Origin of the sequence: Seinonella peptonophila, assembly GCF_900129355.1 — a bacterium.
GTDB lineage: Bacteria > Bacillota > Bacilli > Thermoactinomycetales > Thermoactinomycetaceae > Seinonella > Seinonella peptonophila.
In genome coordinates this window covers 1-22,008 of record NZ_FQVL01000001.1, presented here as the reverse complement: position 1 = coordinate 22,008, position 22,008 = coordinate 1, and the positions used below count along the sequence as shown (strand labels likewise).

At 38.1% G+C, this 22,008-nt stretch carries 21 protein-coding genes; 7 read left to right on the top strand and 14 right to left on the bottom strand.

Annotated elements, in window-relative coordinates:
• Positions 1-59 precede the first annotated feature (59 nt).
• From BUB71_RS00115 to BUB71_RS00070, 10 genes are all read right to left on the bottom strand, one after another.
• Positions 60-824: an SDR family NAD(P)-dependent oxidoreductase gene (locus tag BUB71_RS00115; protein ID WP_073150019.1), complete on the bottom strand. Its 765-nt coding sequence runs from the start codon at positions 822-824 to the stop codon at positions 60-62.
• A 21-nt stretch (positions 825-845) separates the two neighbouring features.
• Positions 846-1,727, bottom strand: coding sequence for a succinate--CoA ligase subunit alpha (gene sucD, locus BUB71_RS00110; protein ID WP_073150016.1), 882 nt, complete (start codon positions 1,725-1,727; stop codon positions 846-848).
• A 16-nt stretch (positions 1,728-1,743) separates the two neighbouring features.
• Positions 1,744-2,817 carry an ATP-grasp domain-containing protein gene (locus BUB71_RS00105; protein WP_073150013.1) on the bottom strand — a complete coding sequence of 358 codons (1,074 nt, stop codon included), beginning with the start codon at positions 2,815-2,817 and terminating at the stop codon, positions 1,744-1,746.
• A 24-nt stretch (positions 2,818-2,841) separates the two neighbouring features.
• Complete coding sequence (locus BUB71_RS00100; protein ID WP_073150010.1) at positions 2,842-3,600, bottom strand: enoyl-CoA hydratase/isomerase family protein; 759 nt, start codon at positions 3,598-3,600, stop codon at positions 2,842-2,844.
• 79 nt (positions 3,601-3,679) lie between these two features.
• Positions 3,680-5,098 (bottom strand): sodium/proline symporter, encoded by a 1,419-nt coding sequence (locus BUB71_RS00095; protein ID WP_175552231.1) that lies wholly within the window; start codon positions 5,096-5,098, stop codon positions 3,680-3,682.
• Positions 5,099-5,279: 181 nt separating this feature from the next.
• Positions 5,280-6,722 carry an aldehyde dehydrogenase family protein gene (locus tag BUB71_RS00090; RefSeq protein ID WP_073150004.1) on the bottom strand — a complete coding sequence of 481 codons (1,443 nt, stop codon included), beginning with the start codon at positions 6,720-6,722 and terminating at the stop codon, positions 5,280-5,282.
• Positions 6,723-6,901: 179 nt separating this feature from the next.
• A complete protein-coding gene (locus BUB71_RS00085) occupies positions 6,902-7,651 on the bottom strand; it encodes a glucose 1-dehydrogenase (RefSeq protein ID WP_073150001.1) in 750 nt (249 codons plus the stop codon).
• Positions 7,652-7,675: 24 nt separating this feature from the next.
• Positions 7,676-8,413 (bottom strand): acetoacetate decarboxylase family protein, encoded by a 738-nt coding sequence (locus BUB71_RS00080; RefSeq protein ID WP_073149997.1) that lies wholly within the window; start codon positions 8,411-8,413, stop codon positions 7,676-7,678.
• A 12-nt stretch (positions 8,414-8,425) separates the two neighbouring features.
• On the bottom strand, positions 8,426-9,130 hold the full coding sequence (locus BUB71_RS00075; RefSeq protein WP_073149993.1) for an acetoacetate decarboxylase family protein: 705 nt from the start codon (positions 9,128-9,130) through the stop codon (positions 8,426-8,428).
• Positions 9,131-9,317: 187 nt separating this feature from the next.
• Positions 9,318-9,578: a hypothetical protein gene (locus tag BUB71_RS00070; protein ID WP_073149988.1), complete on the bottom strand. Its 261-nt coding sequence runs from the start codon at positions 9,576-9,578 to the stop codon at positions 9,318-9,320.
• A 256-nt stretch (positions 9,579-9,834) separates the two neighbouring features.
• On the opposite strand from BUB71_RS00070, the gene BUB71_RS00060 reads away from it, so the two are divergent.
• Positions 9,835-10,452 carry an FMN-binding negative transcriptional regulator gene (locus BUB71_RS00060; RefSeq protein WP_073149982.1) on the top strand — a complete coding sequence of 206 codons (618 nt, stop codon included), beginning with the start codon at positions 9,835-9,837 and terminating at the stop codon, positions 10,450-10,452.
• A gap of 828 nt (positions 10,453-11,280) precedes the next feature.
• Here BUB71_RS00060 and BUB71_RS00055 read toward each other — a convergent pair.
• A complete protein-coding gene (locus BUB71_RS00055) occupies positions 11,281-12,369 on the bottom strand; it encodes an NAD(P)H-dependent flavin oxidoreductase (RefSeq protein ID WP_073149979.1) in 1,089 nt (362 codons plus the stop codon).
• Positions 12,370-12,754: 385 nt separating this feature from the next.
• On the opposite strand from BUB71_RS00055, the gene BUB71_RS00050 reads away from it, so the two are divergent.
• Positions 12,755-13,699 carry a phosphotransferase gene (locus BUB71_RS00050; protein WP_073149976.1) on the top strand — a complete coding sequence of 315 codons (945 nt, stop codon included), beginning with the start codon at positions 12,755-12,757 and terminating at the stop codon, positions 13,697-13,699.
• Between the two features lie 933 nt (positions 13,700-14,632).
• Here the strand turns inward: BUB71_RS00050 and thpR are convergent.
• The gene (gene thpR, locus BUB71_RS00040) at positions 14,633-15,202 is read right to left on the bottom strand and encodes an RNA 2',3'-cyclic phosphodiesterase (protein ID WP_073149970.1); all 570 of its coding nucleotides are present in this window, start codon (positions 15,200-15,202) and stop codon (positions 14,633-14,635) included.
• Between the two features lie 421 nt (positions 15,203-15,623).
• On the opposite strand from thpR, the gene BUB71_RS00035 reads away from it, so the two are divergent.
• From BUB71_RS00035 to BUB71_RS00025, 4 genes are all read left to right on the top strand, one after another.
• Positions 15,624-16,352 (top strand): MFS transporter, encoded by a 729-nt coding sequence (locus BUB71_RS00035; protein ID WP_073149967.1) that lies wholly within the window; start codon positions 15,624-15,626, stop codon positions 16,350-16,352.
• Positions 16,283-16,810 carry an MFS transporter gene (locus tag BUB71_RS20315; protein ID WP_422785115.1) on the top strand — a complete coding sequence of 176 codons (528 nt, stop codon included), beginning with the start codon at positions 16,283-16,285 and terminating at the stop codon, positions 16,808-16,810. The genes BUB71_RS00035 and BUB71_RS20315 overlap by 70 nt, the downstream gene beginning before the upstream one ends.
• A gap of 321 nt (positions 16,811-17,131) precedes the next feature.
• Entirely contained in the window at positions 17,132-17,296 is a 165-nt protein-coding gene (locus BUB71_RS19310; protein WP_175552230.1) for a hypothetical protein, read from the top strand.
• A 386-nt stretch (positions 17,297-17,682) separates the two neighbouring features.
• The gene (locus tag BUB71_RS00025; RefSeq protein ID WP_073149960.1) at positions 17,683-18,843 is read left to right on the top strand and encodes an amidohydrolase; all 1,161 of its coding nucleotides are present in this window, start codon (positions 17,683-17,685) and stop codon (positions 18,841-18,843) included.
• Between the two features lie 39 nt (positions 18,844-18,882).
• Here the strand turns inward: BUB71_RS00025 and BUB71_RS00020 are convergent, their stop codons facing one another.
• Entirely contained in the window at positions 18,883-19,674 is a 792-nt protein-coding gene (locus BUB71_RS00020) for a GNAT family N-acetyltransferase (protein ID WP_073149957.1), read from the bottom strand.
• A gap of 852 nt (positions 19,675-20,526) precedes the next feature.
• Positions 20,527-21,186: an SOS response-associated peptidase gene (locus BUB71_RS00010; protein WP_073149950.1), complete on the bottom strand. Its 660-nt coding sequence runs from the start codon at positions 21,184-21,186 to the stop codon at positions 20,527-20,529.
• A 502-nt stretch (positions 21,187-21,688) separates the two neighbouring features.
• Between BUB71_RS00010 and tnpA the strand changes: the two genes are divergently transcribed.
• Positions 21,689-22,008 (top strand): IS200/IS605 family transposase (tnpA, locus tag BUB71_RS00005; RefSeq protein ID WP_073152538.1); only part of this gene is annotated, 320 nt, incomplete at its 3' end.

Below are 22,008 nucleotides of genomic sequence, written 5' to 3'. Positions count from 1 at the left end.
AGTTGTTACAAAAAATAAGTGATTCTCATCAATATAAGAATCACTTATTCATATAATGACTATTTTGCTAATCGTCCTCCATCTACATTGTAATGTGCACCTGTTACAAAAGAAGCTCGATCTGAAGCTAGAAATAATACGATTTGCCCAACTTCATCTGGATTACCATAACGCTTCATAGGAATTTTACTTTTATATTCTTCATGTGCTTGCTGTTGATTGCCCGAACCTTCCTCTAATGATCGCATGAGACGACTATTGATCGATGATGGACAAATTGCATTTACTCGTATTCCTTGATCAGCAGTCTCTAATGCCGCCACTTTTGTTAATCCAATTACTGCATGCTTTGAAGCAACATAAGCACCTAAACCTGTCGCACTTCCGATACCCGCATCAGATGCAGTATTTATAATGGAGCCAAAACCTTGCTTTAGCATCGTCCGGATCGCATATTTCAAACCCAAAAAGACTCCATTGACATTTACATTTAAAACATTAACCATATTTTCAAGCGTAGTATCTTTAATATCTGTTACATCTCCTTCAATTCCTGCATTGTTAAAAAAAGCATCTACTCGACCAAAGACATCTACTGTGTGCTGAAAATATCTTTTAACCTCTACTTCTTTTGTCACATCGGCATCAATCAACAGATAACGATCTTCAGGCAAATCAAGTTCATTTGCAGCCTTCTCTAATGCATCTTTAGACAAATCTACTAAAACAACTTTAGCTCCTTCTTTAATGAATAATTTGGATGTTGCTTTCCCAATAACTCCAGCGGCACCTGTAATAATCACAACTTTATCTTGTAAGTTCATATTTAGTCCTCCCATTTCGATTTATACTTGTCTAAAAGTAAAGGGATAGGTTGCTAATACACTTCTCAAATCAGTTATAATATCAACAACCAAAGCACCACTCTCTTTTAATATTTGTTGTTTATTGCTCGCACTTTCATCTTCTCGATGAATAATTGCACCTGCATGTCCCATTCTCTTTCCAACAGGAGCATGTTTTCCAGCCACATATGAAAACACAGGTTTTTCCATCTGTTTAATCACTTCAGCAGAACGTTTTTCATCATTTCCACCAATTTCTCCAATATATATAATCGCTTCTGTTTCCATATCCTGTTCAAATAGCTCCAAAATCTGATCATGTTGAACGCCAATAACTGGATCGCCACCTAGACATACAATCGTACTAATACCAAAAGAAAGATCTTTGAGAATTTCAACCACTTCATATGTCAATGTGCCACTTTTTGAGACGATTCCAATCTTACCTGGTTGTAAGATTGAATCATCAAGGTCACTTACATTAGCTTTTCTAGGAGATACTACACCAGCAGAATTAGGTCCAAAAACAAGCACATCTTTCAGCTTGGCATATTCAATCATTCGAATGCTATCATGCACAGGAACTCCTTCTGAGTAAATAACAATTGTTTTAATGCCGGCATCAATTGCTTCAAATACAGCCTCTTTTACTACATTTGGTGGCACAATAACAAGTGAAACATTTGCTGCTGTCTCTTGAACTGCTTCAAGCACAGTTGAATAGATTGGAACTCCGAATAAAACTTGTCGTCCTTTTCCAGGTGTCACTCCTGCTACGAGAGGAGTTTGATAGGTCAACATCCGTTTGGCAAATATTTGACCCACACTACCTGTCATCCCTTGTATGAGAATACGTGACTTCTCATCGATGAGTATAGCCATGCTTTCTATATCCCCTTTAACCAATCGAATTGGCAAATGCTTGTTCTAAATCACTCGCTGTATTGATATTCTGATAGGATGTTAACAAACGTAATGCTTGTTCTTCTTGTTTTCCTTTTAACCGAACCGATACAGGAATAGCAGAATGACCCAATTCTTCTGCAATAGCTTGTCCTAGCACTTCACAACTGGCAACTTGAAAATAGAAATTAATTAAGATCCCTTTTGGATTTAGCAAAACAACTTCATGCAGCAAGCGTTTCGCTTTTTGAATATCATGAATGATATATCCTCCTAAATCCACTAAAGCACGTACTGAGTGATTGTGATGACAAATCCAATCAAGTGTAGCCATTCCTAGACCTGCTCCACTTGTGATAATCGCAATTTCACCATCCAATTCAACACCAACTGCGCCTAACTGTTTACATTTGGCTTCAAAGGTATTCTCTTCACGTGGCAAATAAAACGATCTCAAACTTTTGTTGTCCTCTTTAGATAAAACCACTTTCGCATCTCCCGCAGTAATCGAACCTGATTGATCAACAAATAAGGGATTTATTTCAACCAACTCTGCTTCTTCCCTTATGAACAACCGCCACAATTTCTCTAGTAAATCAGCTACTATTTCTTGAGATAACTCCAGAAAATCAGCCACATGTCGAATCATATAGTTTTGCACACCGATCAAAAGATGAATCGGTATTTGTAGGATTTGCTCATTGGGGACTGATTCAATATCAACCCCTCCCATCTTAGATACTAATAAAATAGGGCTCTTTTCATTTCGGTCAAGTGTAAGGGAAAGATATAGTTCTCTCTGAAAAGAAACGATCTCTTCCAAATACACAGTATTTGTCTTCTCTCCCTTGATTTTCAAATCCATTAACTTTTGAACTACTGGCTCCAAATTTTCTAGGCTTTGAACAGGAAGAATGCCACCTAACTTTCCACGACCTCCTGTTAAGACTTGTGCTTTTGCCATCAGTGGTTGATCTACTGAAGGAAGATTCGGCCAGAGCCACCCCTGTGAAATTGGAATATTATATATTGAAAATAACTTTTTTCCTTCGTATTCATATAGATTCATATATAATCCCGACCTTCATTTATATTACTTAGCAAAAAATTTTCTCATCATCTCTTGTGGTTCTCCTGATGCATACCCAATCTTATGTGCCTCTCTAGCAAAATCCATACAGTGATTGAAATTCTCTTCTGTTAAATAGTTAAACCATTTTTTATTTGAGCTGAGAGCCACAGGTGGTTTTGCAGCAAGTTCAAACGCGAGCTTGGTTGTTTCTTCCTTCAACGTTGTATGATCAGGAACTAATCGAGTAATGAGTCCATATTGCTCCGCTTCTTCCGCAGTCAACATACGTCCACTTAGAATCAAATCTGTAGTTCTAGATCTCCCCATGATCTCCCAAAACATCGTTGTACCAATAATACAAGCCAATCCCACATTAATCTCTGTCATTGCAAACTTAGCAGAGGCAACTCCTATACGAATATCTGCTAACATGGCAAGTTGCAGACCTGATCCAACTGCGTACCCATTGATAGAAGCAATAATTGGTTTCTGAACAGAACGAATCACTCGATAAAGCTGATCAAACTCATTTACCCACTCTTGGGCCAATTCTTCTGTTAACTCTTTACTTTCACTTAGATCTTGACCTGAACAAAAGGAACGTTCACCCGCTCCGGTAACTACAATTGCTTTCACACTTTGATCTTGTTCTCCTTGTTGGAAAGCTTGCTGTAACTCCAATTTCGTATCTGTGCTAAGAGCGTTATATGTCGATTCTCGATTCAAAGTAATCGTTAAGACGTTGTTTGAGATTTGGTAAATAATGTGCTGAAATTGCATAAATCCTCACCTACTCCTTATCGATTTTTACAAAATCAGTAACTTTTGGTTACTTTCTTCATCTGACTCTGTTTTTTTGCTATTGTGTAAGATGTGGTTTTTTGGTTAGTTTGCTAACAAGCACAATGGCAATGGTGGATAAGATGAACGCTGGAATTAACTCATAAACAACTGTGTCATATGGAGTGTTCTTCCAAATAATCGTCACTAATGTACCTGTGATCATTCCTGCTGCAGCTCCCCATTTGTTTACAATATTGGAATATAGACTAAAAAAGAGTAGCGGTCCAAAACTAGCGGCCAAGCCTCCCCAGGCATACATCACTAAATTAAAGACAGCCTCTATATTAAGTAGGGCTATACCAGTTGCTAAAATACCTAAAACCACCATTGTCCAACGACTAATCACCAATAGCTGTCGATCTGTATAGGACTTTTTACTAAAAGCCTTCAGAAGATCGCTCGCCACTGATTGTGTAGCAACCATTAATTGAGAAGAAAATGTCGATTGGATTGCCGCAAAGATTCCCCCAATCACAACACCTGCTATCACTGGACTTAGATATTGTTCTGTCAACATAGGAAACACATATTCAGGGTCTTTTAGATTAGGCAGCATAACACGTCCAATCAAACCAAGAAGGTTTGAGCTGACCATCATAATAATGACCCATGCCATTGCAATCACTGAGCCATTGTGAATTGTTTTTTCATCCTTTGCTGATAAGAAGCGCTGTGAGATATGTGGCTGTCCTGGGACACCAAAGCCGAAGAGCAAATAGCCAAGAACCAATCCAATCGCAGCAGAACCAGTCGCTCCAGCAGTCGATGTCATAAGAAGAGGATCAAGGGAAGCTACTTGTTGAATAAAGGAAGACCAACCTCCGAGTTCGAAAAAGATCATGTAAATTGGGAATACAATCAAGACGCCAACCATAAGCAATCCTTGTATAAAGTCAGTCATCATAACAGAGCGATAGCCACCAAACACGGAATAACCCAACACAAACGCGGCACATAAGACTAATCCTGCATTGAAATCAAAGTCGATAATGGCATTGAATGCTTTACCCGCTGCACTCAATTGAGATGCCATGTAGGCGACAAAAAAGATGACAATAATAATGCTGGCAATCACTTTGAGAAGATTTGTTTTATCATTAAAGCGCTTTTCAAAGTAATCAGCTAAACTGAGAACATTATGCTTTAAACCATATTGATACAGTCTGGGTGCAACCACGAACCAATTCAAAAAATACCCCACAATAAAACCTGGCAACATCCACATGGTCGAAGCCCCTGCTGCATAAGCTGCGCCGGCTGCACCAATGAATACCCAGCCACTCGAATCTGTCGCACCTGCACTAATGGCAGTGACCCAAGTACCAAAATTACGATCTCCAAGGTAGTAACCTTCTTCACCTTTAGAAATATATCGCTCAGCCGAAATGCCAATCACAAATACTACAACAAGATAAACAATGAATGTAGCGATCAAGCTGATCCCCTCCGATTTCCCCAGTGATCTATTGCTTTTGATCCTTTTTTGACACATACATCGAAGTTGCAATTGTAATGACCATTCCGACAACAGGGATGATCACATAAAAGATCCATGCGATCATAGGTACAGAATTCGCCATTTGGACACCTCTTCTCCTTAATTGAACAAAGCTTCTTTATTTCAAATCAATTGTGATTGTCTTTAAATCAGACATCTCACGAATGGCATATTTTCCTCCAACACGACCCAATCCACTTGTTTTCCCTGCAACTCCACCAAACGGAAGATGTGGTTCCCAATAATCACTATTATCATTAATATTCACTAAGCCTGTCGGCATTTTTTCAGCAAATGTAAGCGCTGTCTTTAAATGTTGAGAAAAAATAGCCGAAGATAGCCCCCACTTGCTTTGATAAGTAATTTCAAGTGCTTCATCTAATGATTCAAAAGGAATGACTGGGGCTACTGGGCCAAAGGTTTCATCTAAATTATATAAACTATCCAATTTGACATTGTTAATAATGGTTGGCTCAAAATAATAACCCTTTTCAAAATGCGTTGGTTTCTTTCCGCCTGTTACAATAGTAGATCCTCTCTTACGACTATCCTCAGCATGTTCAATATTTTTATCAACAACAGGAGGATTATTTAAAGGCCCCATCGTCGTCTTACTATCTAAAGGATCACCCAAAATAATTGACTTCACTTGCTCTAACAATCGTTCTACTAACTCATCCTGTACTTCCTTTTGCACTAAGATCCGCTCTGTTGAAGAGCAAATTTGCCCTGCATTTGTAAAACAAGCTTTGGCAATCGACTGAGCTGCTTGTTCAATATTTGCATCTGCTAGTACAATCGTAGGTCCATTCCCACCTAACTCTAACAACATGGGCTTTCCAGCACCTCGTGAAGCAATCACCTGACCTGTTTTCGTACTGCCACAAAATGCAATCGCATCTGTATTTGGATGAATGACAATTTCATCACCCACTTCATCCCCAAAGCCTGTTATCAAGTTGACAACCCCTGGAGGAACTCCTGCTTCTTCTAGACATTCAGCGAATTTTACAGCACACACTGAAGTTGTAGGAGCAGGTACCCAAACAATTGTATTTCCAGCTGCTAACCCTGGAGCGAGAAACTCAGTAGGAACCATATAAGGATAGTTCCAAGGAGTAATCACCGCATATACCCCTTTTGCAGCTAAATAATTGTATACTCGCTTCTTTTCATCTCGGGTAGGAATAAAAGATGTTTCCATCCACTTAATCTGTTCAGCTGCATCTGAGAAAGCACGAACAACTGAATCTACTTCTCTCAATGCCTCTGTATGATAAGGTTTTCCTTGATCAATAGTCAGTAAGTATGCTAATTCTTCTTTTCTCTTTTCTACTACAGTAGCAATACGTTGTAATAACTCTGCTCGCTTCCAAATAGACCATTCTCGAAATTCTCTAGAAGCTGATTTTGCACTTGCTACTGCTCTTTGTGCATCTTTCCGTGAACCCTGTGCAACCTGAGCAATCACTTCCTCGGTCGCTGGATTATAAGCTGAAAAATATTGATCATCGATTGGTTCTGTCCATTGTCCATTCACAAACAACTTGAGCCTTTTCATAGACACCCTCCTATCGTATGATATACATTTACAATCCATCGATTGCTTGTATAATAGTAATGCAATTTTGATGCCAAAACATAGATTGAAGATTTTAAGCCATTTTCATTCAAACATTTATACGTTCACCCAAATTATTCATGAACTATTGGGTATTTACCCGTTTTTCGGTATCTTGTCTATTGTGCAGTATATCCTCCATCAATCACTAATTCTGATCCTGTTACAAACCGTGATTCTTCTGTTGCCAAGTACAAAATTCCATAAGCCACATCAATGGCTTGTCCCAAATATCCAATTGGATGTCGATCTGTAATCTCTTTAAGCTGTTTTTGCGAAAAATGATCATGCATGGGGGTGTGCAAATATCCCGGATGAACACTATTCACACGTATCCCATACCCCGATTTAGCGCAGTGAAGAGCTGCCGATTTGGTCAATAATCGGACTCCACCCTTGCTAGAATTATAGGCAACTAAATGTGGCTCAGCTATGTTTCCCTCAATTGAAGATAAATTAATAATAGAACCTTGCCTATTTCTTTTCATTGTGCGAATTCCATGTTTGGTTCCTAAAAATACTCCATCCAAATTGACCTCATGTACTTTCCTCCACTGTTCATAGCTACAATCCTCAATCGTATCTTGCATAGCTATCCCTGCATTGTTTACAAGAATATCCATTCGACCAAACCTAGCAATGACAAACTGACACATCTGAATCCATTCTTCCTCATAGCGAACATCTAATGGAACAAATGCTGTAGTTGCACATGTCTGGCTAATCTCTTCACAGACTGATTCTCCTATACTTGCATCAAAATCGGTTACTATTACATGAGCTCCTTCTTTAGCAAATAAGAAAGCAGTTTCTTTCCCAATTCCTTTACCAGCACCAGTTATCACTGTTACTTTATCTTTAAGTCTCATGCAAACCACCTTCAAAATTGCTATTCAGATGAGGGTATCAAGGATTTTCCCCCAACCATTTTCATCTGTCGCATAAAAATCACCAACTGTGATCCCTCCTCCTATTACATAACTTGGCTGTAATAGATTTAGTGGATCTGTCGATAATCCTTGTAAAGTTACTTTCGTCTTCCCAAATTTCTCCGACTTCTTTTTAAAATCAGGAGAAGTGTCACGAGAAATCACTCTCATTGACTCGATTCCTGGGCCATCTGGTCTAGGAAAAACTTGCAAATTCAGATGCGGGGTTATTTGGGGTAGACTCAGTTGTTCCGAAGGTTGACTACAATCGCATTCAATTTCCATAATGACTTGACCTTCACGACTTGCTGTCCCACGTATCATTCCTTGATCATTTTCTTTGCTAAGTTGAATCGTTGCAAACTTCTTTGGATAGCCCCATAAATCGCGACCAGCAGCAATCGCCGCATCATGATCTTCATACTCAAAGAGATAGTAGCCACCCAGTTGATCTTTATATTTAACTGGTATGACAATCGCACAATCCATATAAGGGACTTTATTACAGTTTCTAAAATCAGAAATCGAGACAACGAACTGGTTATCTACATACTCAAATGGTGTAGGTTCTAAAAAACGTTCAATTATGGTTCGGTCACCTTGGCAAAGGGCAAAAAGTGTACGGTTATTCATGCATTCATAAGGAACAAAGGGATCTGGAATAAGTGGTGCCTGAACAGGCATATTATTTCCTCTATTCATTTTCTCCCTCCTTTATCGAGTTAGAACCTTACCATAATTCAAGGTATAATCGGCAACTACAAAAACGCCACCCAACACTTCCACTGGTCCTAATTCTGCTAAAGGATCAAAACTTGAATACTCCCAATTGGCTTGTGCAGAACCTGTTTCACGTGAGTGAATAACTACGTTTTCAAATTCATTTAATATAACTTGATCAACATCTACTCCATAAACATCAGCTTTTGGAATTCGTTTGACAATTAATCGTGGAAAAAGATTAGGTTGATCTACTTGAGTGTCATCCAAATCGACAGAGATATCTATAATTGTCTTTCCTTTACGAACCAATCGACCCTGAACTTTTCCTTCATTCTCCTCGAAGGTCACATCAGCCAATTTTTTTGGATAACCCCATATTTCTCTTCCAGCACATAGAGATTCATCAGTATCCACATATTCATAAGCCATATAGCCACCTTGAATATCTCGATATTTACAAGGAATAACTATCCCTCCTTCTGAGTATGGAGTAAGTCCTGAAATTTCTGGATTGGTTAAAACAAAAATTTCAAAAACATCTCCTGCATATTCAAATTGCTTAGGTAAAAATCTCTCGATAGCTGCACGTTCTCCCCGACAATAGACACTGAGCTTACGATAATTTTTGTAATGAAAAGGTAGCTGAGGATATAAGGGTGCATAATCTGGTAAAATGGTATACTCTGGTTCAAACATGTTTAACCCTCCATGTGATTTTTGGTTTTACATTGACTATTAAAAGCAAAAACCATGCCAATAAAAAACGTCTCATTTCACATAATTAAAATGAGACCATTCCATTTCGAACATATATATATCAGTAAATACTCGTTTTCGGGTAATTCTTCGACCTTCATTTATTGTCGATTTATCAATCCTGGATTTAATCCTTTGGAATTAAGCAGTCAGCTCCTTTCGTAATCATGTCAAGAAGATGATCAGCAATCTCATGAATAGAAATTTTTTCAGGTTTTCCTTGACTCCATTCAACTGCTACACCAAAAACTGTCCAACTAATCATCAAAGCAACTGTTTGGGATGGTACCACCCATTTTTCTTGATTATTAATAGAGATTTCCTTAAACCAAGTTAAGAATTCTTTCATTACTTCTTCTTGCACAGCTCGTTCAAAAAGTGGGTTCATGATATCCTAGCTTACTTTGTATGCTGAAAGAAATTGATGTATGAATCATCGGCATTGTAAAAAACATAATTGGTTCCAAAATCATGTACCTGAGAGGAGCTCCTTTTACTTGGAATAAAACCAGTTTCTTGCAATCGACATAAACATCCATGATAATATAGGTATTGTTCATTGAATTGACATCCTGACCATCAAATGAAACCTCCATTCATCTATGAACTGATATCAAAATGATTCATGAATAGGGTGATAAATGATGTATATTCCACCACAATTCCGCATTGAAGATGATAATACGATATATGAGGTAATCAATAAGTATAGCTTTGCAACATTAATATCTCAGCACCATGAAAAGCCATGGGCAACACACCTACCTTTAATACTTGATCAAAGCCAAAAATACTTATACGGTCATTTTGCTCGTCCAAATCCACAATGGAAGGAAATCGAATCTCAAGCTGTGCTCGCAATCTTTCATGGCCCCCATTGCTTTATCTCTCCTTCTTGGTATGAAACAAATAAAGCTGTACCTACTTGGAATTACATTTCAGTTCATGTGTACGGACAAGTCAAAATCATAGAAGGAAACGAACTGATGGAATCCTTAAAGGATATGGTCTTGAAATACGAAGAACCAAATAGCTCTTACCAGTTAGATCAAGTAGAGGCAAGTTATATAGATGGTATGTCAAAAGGCATAGTTGGATTTAAAATAAAAATAGACAGGCTTGAGGGGAAAGCAAAGTTAAGCCAAAACCATCCCAAAGAGCGTCAAAAGCTTATCATCCGCCAATTGGAACAATCTAAACAATCAGACGATCAACAAATTGCAACTTTAATGAAGGGAAATCTTCAAAAGGACTCTTCATAATAAAGTAACAATGGATCGAAGATGAAGGATTACTCTTTTTAAAAGAGTTAATCCTTCTCTTACTAGATTTCTTTTTGAAGATATATTTTTTGAATGCTAACGAAAAAGGTATATAAACCCATTATGAGTTTCCCTATTAAATATGAAATGACTTGTATTCTAAGTGATATTCAAGTCATTTCTTCATTTCATTTCTTCATTTCATCTCATCATCAATCTGTTCTAAGCTACTTGATCAGTAGTTATTTACTACATTGCGCAGTCTGAAATCGCTTTTATATCTGATATTCAGCCATAGAATACAGAATATACCAACAATATTTCCCAGTATCAGACAAATATCAATGATTGATCGGTACGCTGAGTTCAATAAGCTGACTTGGTTAAGACAGGAGTGTTCTTAGTCAAAATGATAAAACTAGCCGCTTACCCTTACCGTTACCAATGGAATGGTCACTTTTTTATTTTACGAAAAGTAAGACTGAGTTATTTCGTTTAAGGGAATGTTTATTAATATTGTAGATGAATTAGGAGGGATACAGATGAATAAGGTTATTATTCTCGATCAAGAAATCGACTCCGTTGGCCCAAGAGAAAAAAATCCGAATGAATGCTACATTTAGACCATCAGAAAATCTATCATAATCGACTTGAAACAGCGACAAGGAGACTGTTCTCTTGTCGCATTTCTTTTCTGTATTGCACATGTTTTTTTGAAAAAGTGGCATCTTGTTTCGTTCATAACATACCAGTTTAATGAATTGACATGTTCATCTATTTTCCAGCGTATCCTCGCGGTGAAAAATTGCATCTACTCGATTTCTTATTTCAATTGTTAATTTTTCCGAAGATAGAAATCCTTTTGATTAGAACTTTCGCTTCCTCGATGGTTTGTTTTACAATTGCAGTGGCAGAGTGATCTTTAGCTAACCTAAGACCTTGTCCAGCCCAAAGCGACATGAATTCGGGATTATTCACTTTTGCAGCTGCTTGGCGAATGTCTCTTGTCATTGCATTTTGAATTGGGTAGGCTGGAATTATGCCAGAATAATGATTCATGTCGTTCATAAATTCAGTTCGAATGCCTCGTGCGGCTTTACCTGAGTATGCTTGTGTAATTTCAGTGGCATCCTCATTCTCCAAAAGGATTTTCTGTTTGTATACTTCATGGGCTCCACTTTCAGGGCACGCCAAAAACGCGGTACCCATTTGTACGGCTGCTGCACCTAATGCGAGACTTGCTACAAGACTCCTTCCATCCATGATGCCCCCAGATGCAATAACTGGAACCGAAACATTGTCCACAATCTGAGGAACAAGAGCAATGGTGCCAATTTGAGAGTCGGAACGGCCCTTCAAAAATGTGCCCCTATGTCCTCCAGCTTCACTTCCCTGAGCTACAATGGAATCTACGCCTGCCGCTTCCAATTGTTTAGATTCTTCAACTGTTGTTGCAGTGCCTATAACGACTGTTCCACGCTGCTTCATAGCTTGGATCACGTCTTGTGATGGTATGCCAAAGGTGAAACTAAATACTGGAATTCTCTCTTCCAGCAGTACTTGCAGCTGTTCATCAAACGACTCCGAAAACTTCTGGATCAATGGATTTTGTGCAATGCCAAGTTTGACACGATATTTATTGAGGTAATCTGTCATTTGATCGATATTTTCTTTTGATTCCATTGGTTGCTCTGGTACAAACAGGTTGACTCCAAACGGCCGATCCGTTAATTGTCTGATCTCTTGAATCGAACTACGGATTTTCTCTGGTGTTAAGTATCCTGCCCCAAGATTACCAAGACCGCCGACGTTTGAAACTGCTGCTATTAATTCAGGAGTAGTAGATCCACCTGCCATCGGTGCTTGGAATATCGGATAACGAATTTTGAGAATACGTGTTAATTCAGTCTCAAGCATTTTTAATAACCTCCTATATTATGGAATCTTATCGAAATTCCCTGGCTCGAAAGTAAAGATTGCTGGTTTTTTTTGATTTGGTTTGCCTCCTGCTTCTTTTTTAAACGCCTTCATTGCATCACATACAGCTACATTTTTGTAGGAGAGTTGATCTCTCTTTCTTCATGAAGAAGTACTATGTTTTCCACTTTTAAATCTTTGATTTAGTTACAAATGACTACAGGATTGGATGGTAAGGACGGATAATTTATTTTGCTACATCAAGTAACAAAGTTATTCCAATCAGATTCAAACGCACGGCGTTATTTGATGATATTCTCTTAAGGATCTATTTAAATGTTTAGAAAAAGAATAGTTTATATGAACTAGTAATATGGAGGGTCTTATGGATAAAATAAAATCTATTTTGAAGGAACACTATGATATCGATATTTCAACCATTTTAGAACAACAACCCGGTTGGGCAGCACTTGCATACAAACTTGATAACGATCGAAATTCCTATTTTTTGAAGGTTTATGAAAAAAGCAGAGCTTCAACCGCAAAATGGACCGCTCTTATAGATGTCTATATGCCGATTTTGGAATGGCTGATGCATAATAGCGGATTAAAAGGTAAAGTTCCTGTGCCTCTTATAACAAAAAACGGTGATTATAAATATGAAGACCCTGATGGAATATATTTACTCTTTGAGTTCATTGATGGTCAAACGATCGGTGATCAAGAGTTAATGGAAGAACAAATTATCCAATTCTCGGAGATAATAGCAGAACTTCATTTATTTGGCGAAGAAATACCAATTGGAACCGATGCGATTAGAGAGGATTTTCATGTTCCATACCTGCAACTGATCAGAAACTTATTTGATAAGGAGTATCGCAATCTTTCAAATGATATAAAAGAAGTGATAAAACCTTACATTGAACCATTGAGTCTCTTAGTTGATCAAGTTGAAAAGCTGGCTATACTCTTGAAAAATAGTAATTTGAAGATGGTTCTTTGCCATACAGATATTCATAATTGGAATCTCATGCAACATAAAAAACATTTGATTTTGATTGATTGGGAAGGGCTGAAATTGGCACCTATAGAAGCGGATATGATATTTTTCATTGATAAACCCTTCTATCAAAAGTTTTTAAGCATCTATCAAAAAGCCCATAAAGATTTTGTAATCAATCTCGATACACTACAATTTTACAAAGGAAGACGAAAACTAGAAGATATCTGGGAATGTATCGAAGAACTTCTATTTGACCAACAGGATGCAAAAGAAAGGGCTAATACCCTCGATATCTTAATACAAGAATTGAAAAACATAAGCAATTAAATATATCTGTATCAGTTCATTACTTTTATCTTTCAACCTACTTTTTAACTCTTATCTTCTAAAACCAAACGTCTTACTCATCGTTTATGCTCGATGTTCAACTAGAGAGCCAACACATGTGCAGGTGTGATTCTTTGGAAGATGATGAACTCAATGATACAACAAAAAATCATAAATAGGTTGCTCATTTTTGATGACCAGAACCAATATGTCCATTATTTTCACTTGCGACAATATGGTTATTCACTTCCTAACTCACAATTTTACAAATGCAAATGGGTAACTAAATCATCAACGTGATCAACCTACTTGTCATCCTCATCAGCAACTCGCAAGGGCGATTTGAAGGGAGTTTTCCTTCATGTGAAATCGGATCTCTACCACTCGATCATCGTGATCATCGGTCAAGGAGCCGTGTGGCAATTCGGTCAGCACTTGCGTTTCATCGATTCGCTGCTCGGCCTTTGGCTGGGAGCTAAAATGATACATTGGGGATGAGATTACCTGAAGGAACTGCTGCAAGAGAAAAGCTTCCATATGAAGGGTATCATCATCCAGTTCCCTGCCTACGAAAGGCACAACTGTTCAGATCACAACCACTCAGATAGTCCAAGTCGACCTGCAGAAGTGACCACAACCACTCAGACGAGTCCAAGTCGATCTGTTTAAGCGATTACACACACTCAGAGTAATCTTCTACCATTCACAGTGAGTAACAAACAAGGGAAACACTTCAACCATGGAGTAAAATGTTATTATCCCTAAAACAAAGTGATTCATGACAAAGAGCCCATGGTTGTATCGTGGGCTTTTTGTTTTATTTGGTATGGCAACAATAAATCCTCAAGATGGTATTGGATCAATAAATAGAGACAAGTAGTTGAAATAATTAATTAATAAAACGTCCAAAGCTGAGTCAGCTTTTCTCTTCTTCTAAGTATTTGAAAAAGAAAAGTATTCTATTTGATGATACCTTTGCCTTTGCCCTAATTTCGATTCATACAATACCCCTTTATTAATGATCCATTCGGCTTCTATTTTTGGTAGTGATGGTAAAACACTGGGGTTAAAGGTATTCGATTCATATTTTCGAGCAAGGGTAATATGTGGTCGATAAGGACGATTTTCATTGGGGAACCCTATCAGATCAAGTTCTTTCACTATGCTCTTTTGTAAATTTTGAAGCTGCTCCAAATCCCCACCTACTCCCGACCAGAAAATACGTGGTTGATGGTTTTGACCAAATATCCCAAATCCATTTAAAGATAATGAAAATGAACGGTGTTTAGAACATACTTCCGTTAATATGCTCTTTATGTGTTTCAACTGTTCCTCAGTTGTCTCTCCTAAAAAATGCAGTGTGATATGGATATCTTCTGGAATTGTCCATTTACGAAAAGGTAGTTTCAGTTGGTTTTCTTCCATCCAGCCGCCTAATTGTTCCTTAATATTTGCAGGAAGAGACAGACCTACAAACGTCCGTTTATTCACTGAATGATCCATATCATCACTCCAAACTTTATTAATTCTACTTCATTTTACCATCTGCATCCACTTCAAACAAAATGTATCTCTCCATTCGTTCCTATGCGAAACCAGATGAAATTGTTACCCTTTTAGGGTTTGACACTTTAGTACCGATCGGGTTTTCATGATTCTACCTAAGTCTGATCTGTTTACATTCAAAATTTATGAATATCACATATTCATTGACCCTATCTGATGTTAAACAGTTACTTTCTTTACTAATATAATCAAAGTAAATAATAGAATTTTGTTTTAAATATTATTCAGACTTTATTATTTTTTTCTACTATGATTAAATGATCTCAACAAGGCTATTTTCCCCACTCATTAGTAGATGTGGGAATCTACAAAGCTGTCCTGTTACTTCAACAGGAAGTCAAGTTGATGAGGAGGCGATATGCGTAAGTGGGTTAACAAACTCATTCCGTCGTGGTTAACTGGCACTCTCTTCTGCCTTCTTCTGGGCGCAGGTATTAACGAGATGCAGGTGGCCTATATAAGGGTTGTTCAGGAGATTCATCTGAACAAGCAGGGACGATCAGTCGGATTTTTCGAATCCGGCTACTGGATAGGCCTAGGTGTAGGTGGGTTGATGGCCATTCAGTTGGTTGATCGATTTCCACCGAAAAAAGTTGTGTGTGTGTCATCACTGATTGGTATGGTTTCGACCATCTTGTCAGTGTTCTTCCAACGAAGCTTCGAGATTTTCTTCATTTGGATCCTGCTGGGAATTTCGAGCAGTATCTGCGCTGCTTCGAGCATTCTCTGGATTCGAGCCTCCATCTCGGGTTCGTTGTCACCTACACAACAAGAACAAACCGAAACGTACCAAACGAAAGGGAGATCTCTAATGATTACCTTCATGATCATAGGAGACTTCTTGTCAATGGTACTGGTAGACCAACTTCTCTCCCGGGTTCCATATAGGTGGCTCCTGATCATAGGAGTAGCAATTAACCTGTTGGAAGTGGGACTGTATCTGCTAGTCCCGAATGCAGTGTTCAGTGAGAAGCCACAACCATTCTCCTGGACAAACTTCCTCTACTGGCCTGCAGTGTGGGTTGCACTCGGAATGGCGGGCTCAATTGTAGCCTTCCGTTTCTTTATGGTCTATTTGCCACTATAATCGATGTAGGGCTAGCAAGCTGGGTTTTCCTTGTATGCTATGTTTCTAGCATTGGTAGTAGTAATTGGATCAGTAAGCACATCCAACCAAAGACGTATCGGTGGATGCTTTATCTGAGCCAGCTACTCATGTTAGTGGCAATCGTCCTCACCGTTCTCCACCACATCATAGCCATCTTCGTCGCAGCAGCACTTATAGGAATTGCTTCACGAATAAAGGGGCTGTATTCCGAGGGATTCATACTGCATAGGGCAAACGAGAACGAGAAGGGAGCAGCGATAGCCACCCTCAATATGTTCTCAAATATCGGTTCATTCGTCGGCCTTCTGTACGGAGGTTGGATTGAGTCAAACCAAGGGGTCAGTCGGGTGTGGGTGTCGAGTATACCTCTCCTGATATTCTCGCTGATTGTTCTTCCCATGGTTCTTCGGATGATCGAGCGACGGAAGTCAAATTAGCACAGGTCCTTCGCAGATAAAAGAGCATTCGAATTGGTCGTGCAGCGGGAGTATCCCACTACGTTGACTCGACTGATAGCTCTGGTGATTGTTTTGGACATCAAACCCTGACGCATTACGCTACTGGCATTTCCTGCGGGAAGGCCAGAGAAATTATATAATTAGCAATATACATAATATACATAACATTAACGCTATAAAACTTTGCTTAGTTCAGTTGTCTTTTAATGCAATTTCTTTGAAATTATAAAATCAAGAAAATACCCCATATATTATTCGTGGACAATCGATCAACACATTCATACAATGGAAAGTTTAGATATGGAACATATGATCATACAAAGTGTTTCATCAGGAAAGCGATTTGGATATATCATCATGACTGATCTTAAGAATATTCATGGATCACACTATTTAAAACGTATTGTGATCCATGAAAAAAGGAGAGGCTTTGGAAAAGAAGCATTAAGACTGTTAAAAAAATAGTGCTTTAACAACTTACAAACTCATCGATTATACTTGGATGTCAAAGAATTTAACCAGCGGGCTCAGAAACTTTATGTGAGTGAAGGTTTTACAAGAGAAGGTGTTGCAAGAGAATGTCGATTAGAGGATGATCGATATATTTCTCTAATTTCTATGTCTATCCTAAAGCATGAATACCAAAGCTCCTGACACTCCACACACATGAAAGCGTGTGGAGTGTCAATCTCACCATCATTATTTTCTGTTTAATGGCCTACCCAAAATTTTCTGATAATTATTTACAAATACTAGATAGAAAAGCTCATTTCTGTTAGAATCAAAGAATACATTTATCAGTTAATCGGACATGATAGCAGAAACAAATTAGCAGGTGAGAAGGGAATTTCATGCTACCACATACTTACTTAGAACAACATCGTGAAGACATCATCCACACATACCAAAAATTACATAAAATAGCAGAACCAAGTTGGCAAGAGAAATATACTGCGCAATATCTCTCCCAACGTCTGAGCGAAGCTGGACTACAAGTACGTTCATTTCCTGGACATCATGGTTTTGTCGCGGAAATTCCTGGTTTAAGTGAATCCGTGATCGCATTGCGTGCAGATATGGATGCAATCATACAAGAGGTTCAAGGAGAAATGATCGCTAATCACTCCTGTGGACACGATGCTCATAGTACAATGGTATTATATACGGCACTCGCATTGGCAGCTTATCAGCCTCGATTCCCCTACACACTTCGCTTTCTTTTCCAACCTGCCGAAGAGGTAGCAGGTGGTGCATTACAAATGATGAAAGATGGGGTTTTGGAAAATGTCAAAATGCTGTTCGGCATCCATTTACGTCCATGGATGGAAGTTCCCTATGGCAAAGCAGCTCCAGTTATTATACATCGTAGTTCAGCAACCATTCGCGGTACCATTACCGGGCGATCGTCGCACGCGGCGCGACCACAGGAAGCAATCCATCCGATACTAGCTATGACAAATCTCCTTCACTCCATACAAAAGATCAAACTCGAAGGAGGAGCTTTTTCGGCCACGATTACTCAATTAGAATCAGGAAATCGTAAAGCTTGCAACGTGATCCCAGAAAGTGCCACATTTACGCTGGATTTGCGAGCAGATACCGATCAAATGATGAAACAATTGCAACAACTTATCATTCAATGTATACAAGCTACGACGTTAGAGACTGGTACCTTCATCAAATGGCGAGTAACAGATTATGTACCCGCAACGATTCCAAATGATTACGCGATAGAGATTGCTAAACAATCTATTATCAAGGTATTGGGCAAGCGAAATCTAGTGCCTGTCTGCCATTCGCCAGGTGGAGAGGATTTTCATTTCTACACCCAGCAACATCCTGAGCTGATCGCTACGATGATCGGTTTAGGATGTGACCTGCAACCTGGATTACATCATCCTGACATGACTTTTAATCAAGAGGCGTTACTCCAAGGGGCGCAAATTTTGACTGCATTGCTCTTGTCCAGCATCGACCTTATGCAACCCCAGCCGCAAAAAACAATTCAATAAACGAAAAGCCCCTCCCTAACTTTTAGCGGATGGGTCATTTTATGTTTGATCTAATAATCTATAATCCGTCATCAGACAATATGATTTAAATCCCCATTTCTTTAGTATAGGAGAAGAAGTATTCACGTTAGCAATTGTAATAACCACATGACATTTTAATTGTCTACTCAATCTCATGCGATATTCGATCAAATGCTTATAGATCCCACGTTGACGATATTGAGGCAAGACTACAGCATCGGCAAAATAGACGATCTTTCTATCAGCAGAGAGACGGAAACTGGCTGTTCCTACAGGAGTCTGATCTAAATAGGCAATGACTAACATATCCTGTTGTTTTTCCAAACCCTTTGAACGTAGGGAGATCCACAGGTTCTGATCTTTCTCATTCATTCCTGCATGTCGAATATTGATAAAATCTTTTAGCTCCTGAGTTGTTTGTACTCGTTTCATTTTTAAATGATCTGTGGATTGAGTCTTTATATTCGATGTCTGCAAATCGAACGCCAAACCTTCATATTCGTTGATAACATGAAAACCTTTCTTCTCCATTACTTCCCCTAAAAATAGTGGACTAGAATTGGGTCCAATACTCCAATTAAAGGACTTCTTCTTCGAACGATAATAATCGACAATCTCATCAACCTTTTGTTCTACATTTTGATTGTTAAACTGAACACGCGTTACCCAATTATATTCAGGATCATCCAGCATACTCACCCACATGAATCGCTCATTAGTATTAATAAACTCTTCAATTTCAGGGGGGAGATTGTTCACATGCAACGCAGTAGATTCAAGCGCTAGTAAGATTTCTTGGCTGTTGTACAAATAAACCACTCCATATAATTCTCATCTGGATATATTTGCTTTTATATTTTATCAATAATCATAATAACTAACGACTTTTTATCGATTACAAAAATTGGATCATATGTGTTATGTTCATTACTCCCAATTGCATAGGTATATTTTTACAAACATTGAGGGAAATCATACGTCTATCTATCTTTTGATACATATTTTAATTTATCAAATATCTGATAATCACTTCTGATTCCTATGTGTACAATTACTATTGTCCAATTAAGAAGATTAGCCTAACGATTCTTTCATCTCCCCTATCTCTTTTTTTAATCCATATCATTCGTATATCCTTATGTAAATTTTCATAGACAATAGCCCGATAAAGGTGAAATTTACTTCTATTCTAAACAATGTAGTATAATAACACACCAGCGGTGGATTCGTGACACATTGTTGTAAACACAAATCCACCGCTATACTTGTTCGTAGACAATCAGCATTTTCTAGGATAGTCAGGGTTAATTTTTGTTTTTCTTCGTGATAATCTTAGAAATCTTACACATCCCTTCTCGGTCGCCTTTCTCCATCGTCTGCAGATACATATCAAAGTATTCTTCATCAAGAAGATATGCGTCATCTTCTTCATCCTGAAAGTCTCGATAATCACCATTTCGATTCCTAACAAAGTAGTTGAATAACAACTTCTGCTCTTTTGAGAAGATAGCTCCATTTCTGGTGCACCTAGTAGGTAAGTATGTTTTTGTTATTTTGCATTATGAACTGATAAAATGTGTTTTAATCTTTGCTGTTTCTTTGTGGTTATTTGCTATAGAGAGGATTAATGAACAGATCTACAAAAAACAAAACCACTACATCTCATATTCGTTCTAGTAGATCAGGGTTATTGTTTTTAGGACTATTCACCATAGTCGATACAGGATACGCTTCCATCTTTGGTTCAGTGTAAGGTACTAGCAATGATTGAAGAGCTTCTTTGTCGATTAATTTCTCATCTAACCATTGATCTTCATATTCTTGTGGTAATATTACAGGCATTCTGTGATGAATGGATTCCATTAAGCGATTTGGTTGCGTAGTAATAATAGTACAAGAATGAATTTCTTGTTCTCCTTTTTTCCATGTATCCCATAATCCAGCAAATGCAAATGGAGAATGATCGATCATTCGAATATAATAAGGCTGTTTACTATTGCCAATCCGCTTCCACTCATAGAAACCATCACTCAGAATAATACAACGTTTACGTTTGAATAAATGACGGAAGCTAGGCTTCTCATGCAGTGTCTCAGCCCTTGCATTGATGAGGCGACTTCCAATCTTCTGGTCTTTGGCCCAAAATGGGATCAAACCCCAACGATAATGCGTTACCTGCCTTGATCCTTGTTTTGAAATTATCCCTATAACGCTTTGTGTTGGAGCAGTGTTATAATTTGGAGCATAAGGTAAATCTAATGACATTTGAAATCGTTGCTCAAGTTTGCTTTCTGGCGTAGTAAGCGTAAATCGTCCACACATGTTTCGTACTCCTCTCATATAACAGATTCAGATATGGAAAAATATCATCTCACTCATCTGGAATGATTCTAACAGATTGGATACTCAGAATCCTAGGAAGAAAATATTCCGATACATATGATTAACATGAATTAGATGTGAAATGAACAAATAAAAACCAAATGCTGTAGGATGACGAATTATACTATCTGGATACATGAATCTAATACTCTATATTGTGGTTATGAAAACACCTTCCTACAGGAGTCTTGCCAATGAAATAGGAGAGAGACAGGAAAACAGGATGGTAAATAGGACCATCCCAAACTTATTTGTGTACTATTCTTGAGTTGACAAATTGTGTCTATCAGTTTTTCTGAAAGAGTACTCCCACTTCAAGTTGCTAAGTGGGTGGTGAATTTCAGCTAGACGATAGCCTAGAGGCATTTGTTTTTAGAACATTTGCCCTTTTTATTCTTATATGATATAATCAGTCTTAATTAGCTAAAAGGTTGTTTTGTATATGAAAATAGACAGTAATAATCATTCGGTATTCAGATTAAGCTATCATTTAGTTTTGGTTATCAAATATCGTCGAAAAGTAATCAATCATAAGGTATCTGAAAAAGCAAAACAAATGTTTATCGACATTGGAAGTAAGTATCATATAACATTGCTAGAGTGGAACCACGATCAAGACCATGTTCACGTGTTGTTTAAAGCACATCCTAAAACTGAACTTTCAAAATTTATCAATGCTTACAAAAGTGCTAGTTCTCGCATCATCAAAAAAGAATTTCCTCATATCAAAAAGCAACTGTGGAAGGAGTACTTCTGGTCTAG

Excerpts from the sequence above, each read along its gene's own strand:
- BUB71_RS00115 (WP_073150019.1), bottom strand. The coding sequence starts at position 824 with ATGAACTTACAAGATAAAGTTGTGATTATTACAGGTGCCGCTGGAGTT.
- sucD (WP_073150016.1), bottom strand. The coding sequence starts at position 1,727 with ATGGCTATACTCATCGATGAGAAGTCACGTATTCTCATACAAGGGATG.
- BUB71_RS00105 (WP_073150013.1), bottom strand. The coding sequence starts at position 2,817 with ATGAATCTATATGAATACGAAGGAAAAAAGTTATTTTCAATATATAAT.
- BUB71_RS00100 (WP_073150010.1), bottom strand. The coding sequence starts at position 3,600 with ATGCAATTTCAGCACATTATTTACCAAATCTCAAACAACGTCTTAACG.
- BUB71_RS00090 (WP_073150004.1), bottom strand. The coding sequence starts at position 6,722 with ATGAAAAGGCTCAAGTTGTTTGTGAATGGACAATGGACAGAACCAATC.
- BUB71_RS00085 (WP_073150001.1), bottom strand. The coding sequence starts at position 7,651 with ATGAGACTTAAAGATAAAGTAACAGTGATAACTGGTGCTGGTAAAGGA.
- BUB71_RS00080 (WP_073149997.1), bottom strand. The coding sequence starts at position 8,413 with ATGAATAGAGGAAATAATATGCCTGTTCAGGCACCACTTATTCCAGAT.
- BUB71_RS00075 (WP_073149993.1), bottom strand. The coding sequence starts at position 9,130 with ATGTTTGAACCAGAGTATACCATTTTACCAGATTATGCACCCTTATAT.
- BUB71_RS00070 (WP_073149988.1), bottom strand. The coding sequence starts at position 9,578 with ATGAACCCACTTTTTGAACGAGCTGTGCAAGAAGAAGTAATGAAAGAA.
- BUB71_RS00060 (WP_073149982.1), top strand. The coding sequence starts at position 9,835 with ATGTATATTCCACCACAATTCCGCATTGAAGATGATAATACGATATAT.
- BUB71_RS00055 (WP_073149979.1), bottom strand. The coding sequence starts at position 12,369 with ATGCTTGAGACTGAATTAACACGTATTCTCAAAATTCGTTATCCGATA.
- BUB71_RS00050 (WP_073149976.1), top strand. The coding sequence starts at position 12,755 with ATGGATAAAATAAAATCTATTTTGAAGGAACACTATGATATCGATATT.
- thpR (WP_073149970.1), bottom strand. The coding sequence starts at position 15,202 with ATGGATCATTCAGTGAATAAACGGACGTTTGTAGGTCTGTCTCTTCCT.
- BUB71_RS00035 (WP_073149967.1), top strand. The coding sequence starts at position 15,624 with ATGCGTAAGTGGGTTAACAAACTCATTCCGTCGTGGTTAACTGGCACT.
- BUB71_RS19310 (WP_175552230.1), top strand. The coding sequence starts at position 17,132 with ATGGAACATATGATCATACAAAGTGTTTCATCAGGAAAGCGATTTGGA.
- BUB71_RS00025 (WP_073149960.1), top strand. The coding sequence starts at position 17,683 with ATGCTACCACATACTTACTTAGAACAACATCGTGAAGACATCATCCAC.
- BUB71_RS00010 (WP_073149950.1), bottom strand. The coding sequence starts at position 21,186 with ATGTGTGGACGATTTACGCTTACTACGCCAGAAAGCAAACTTGAGCAA.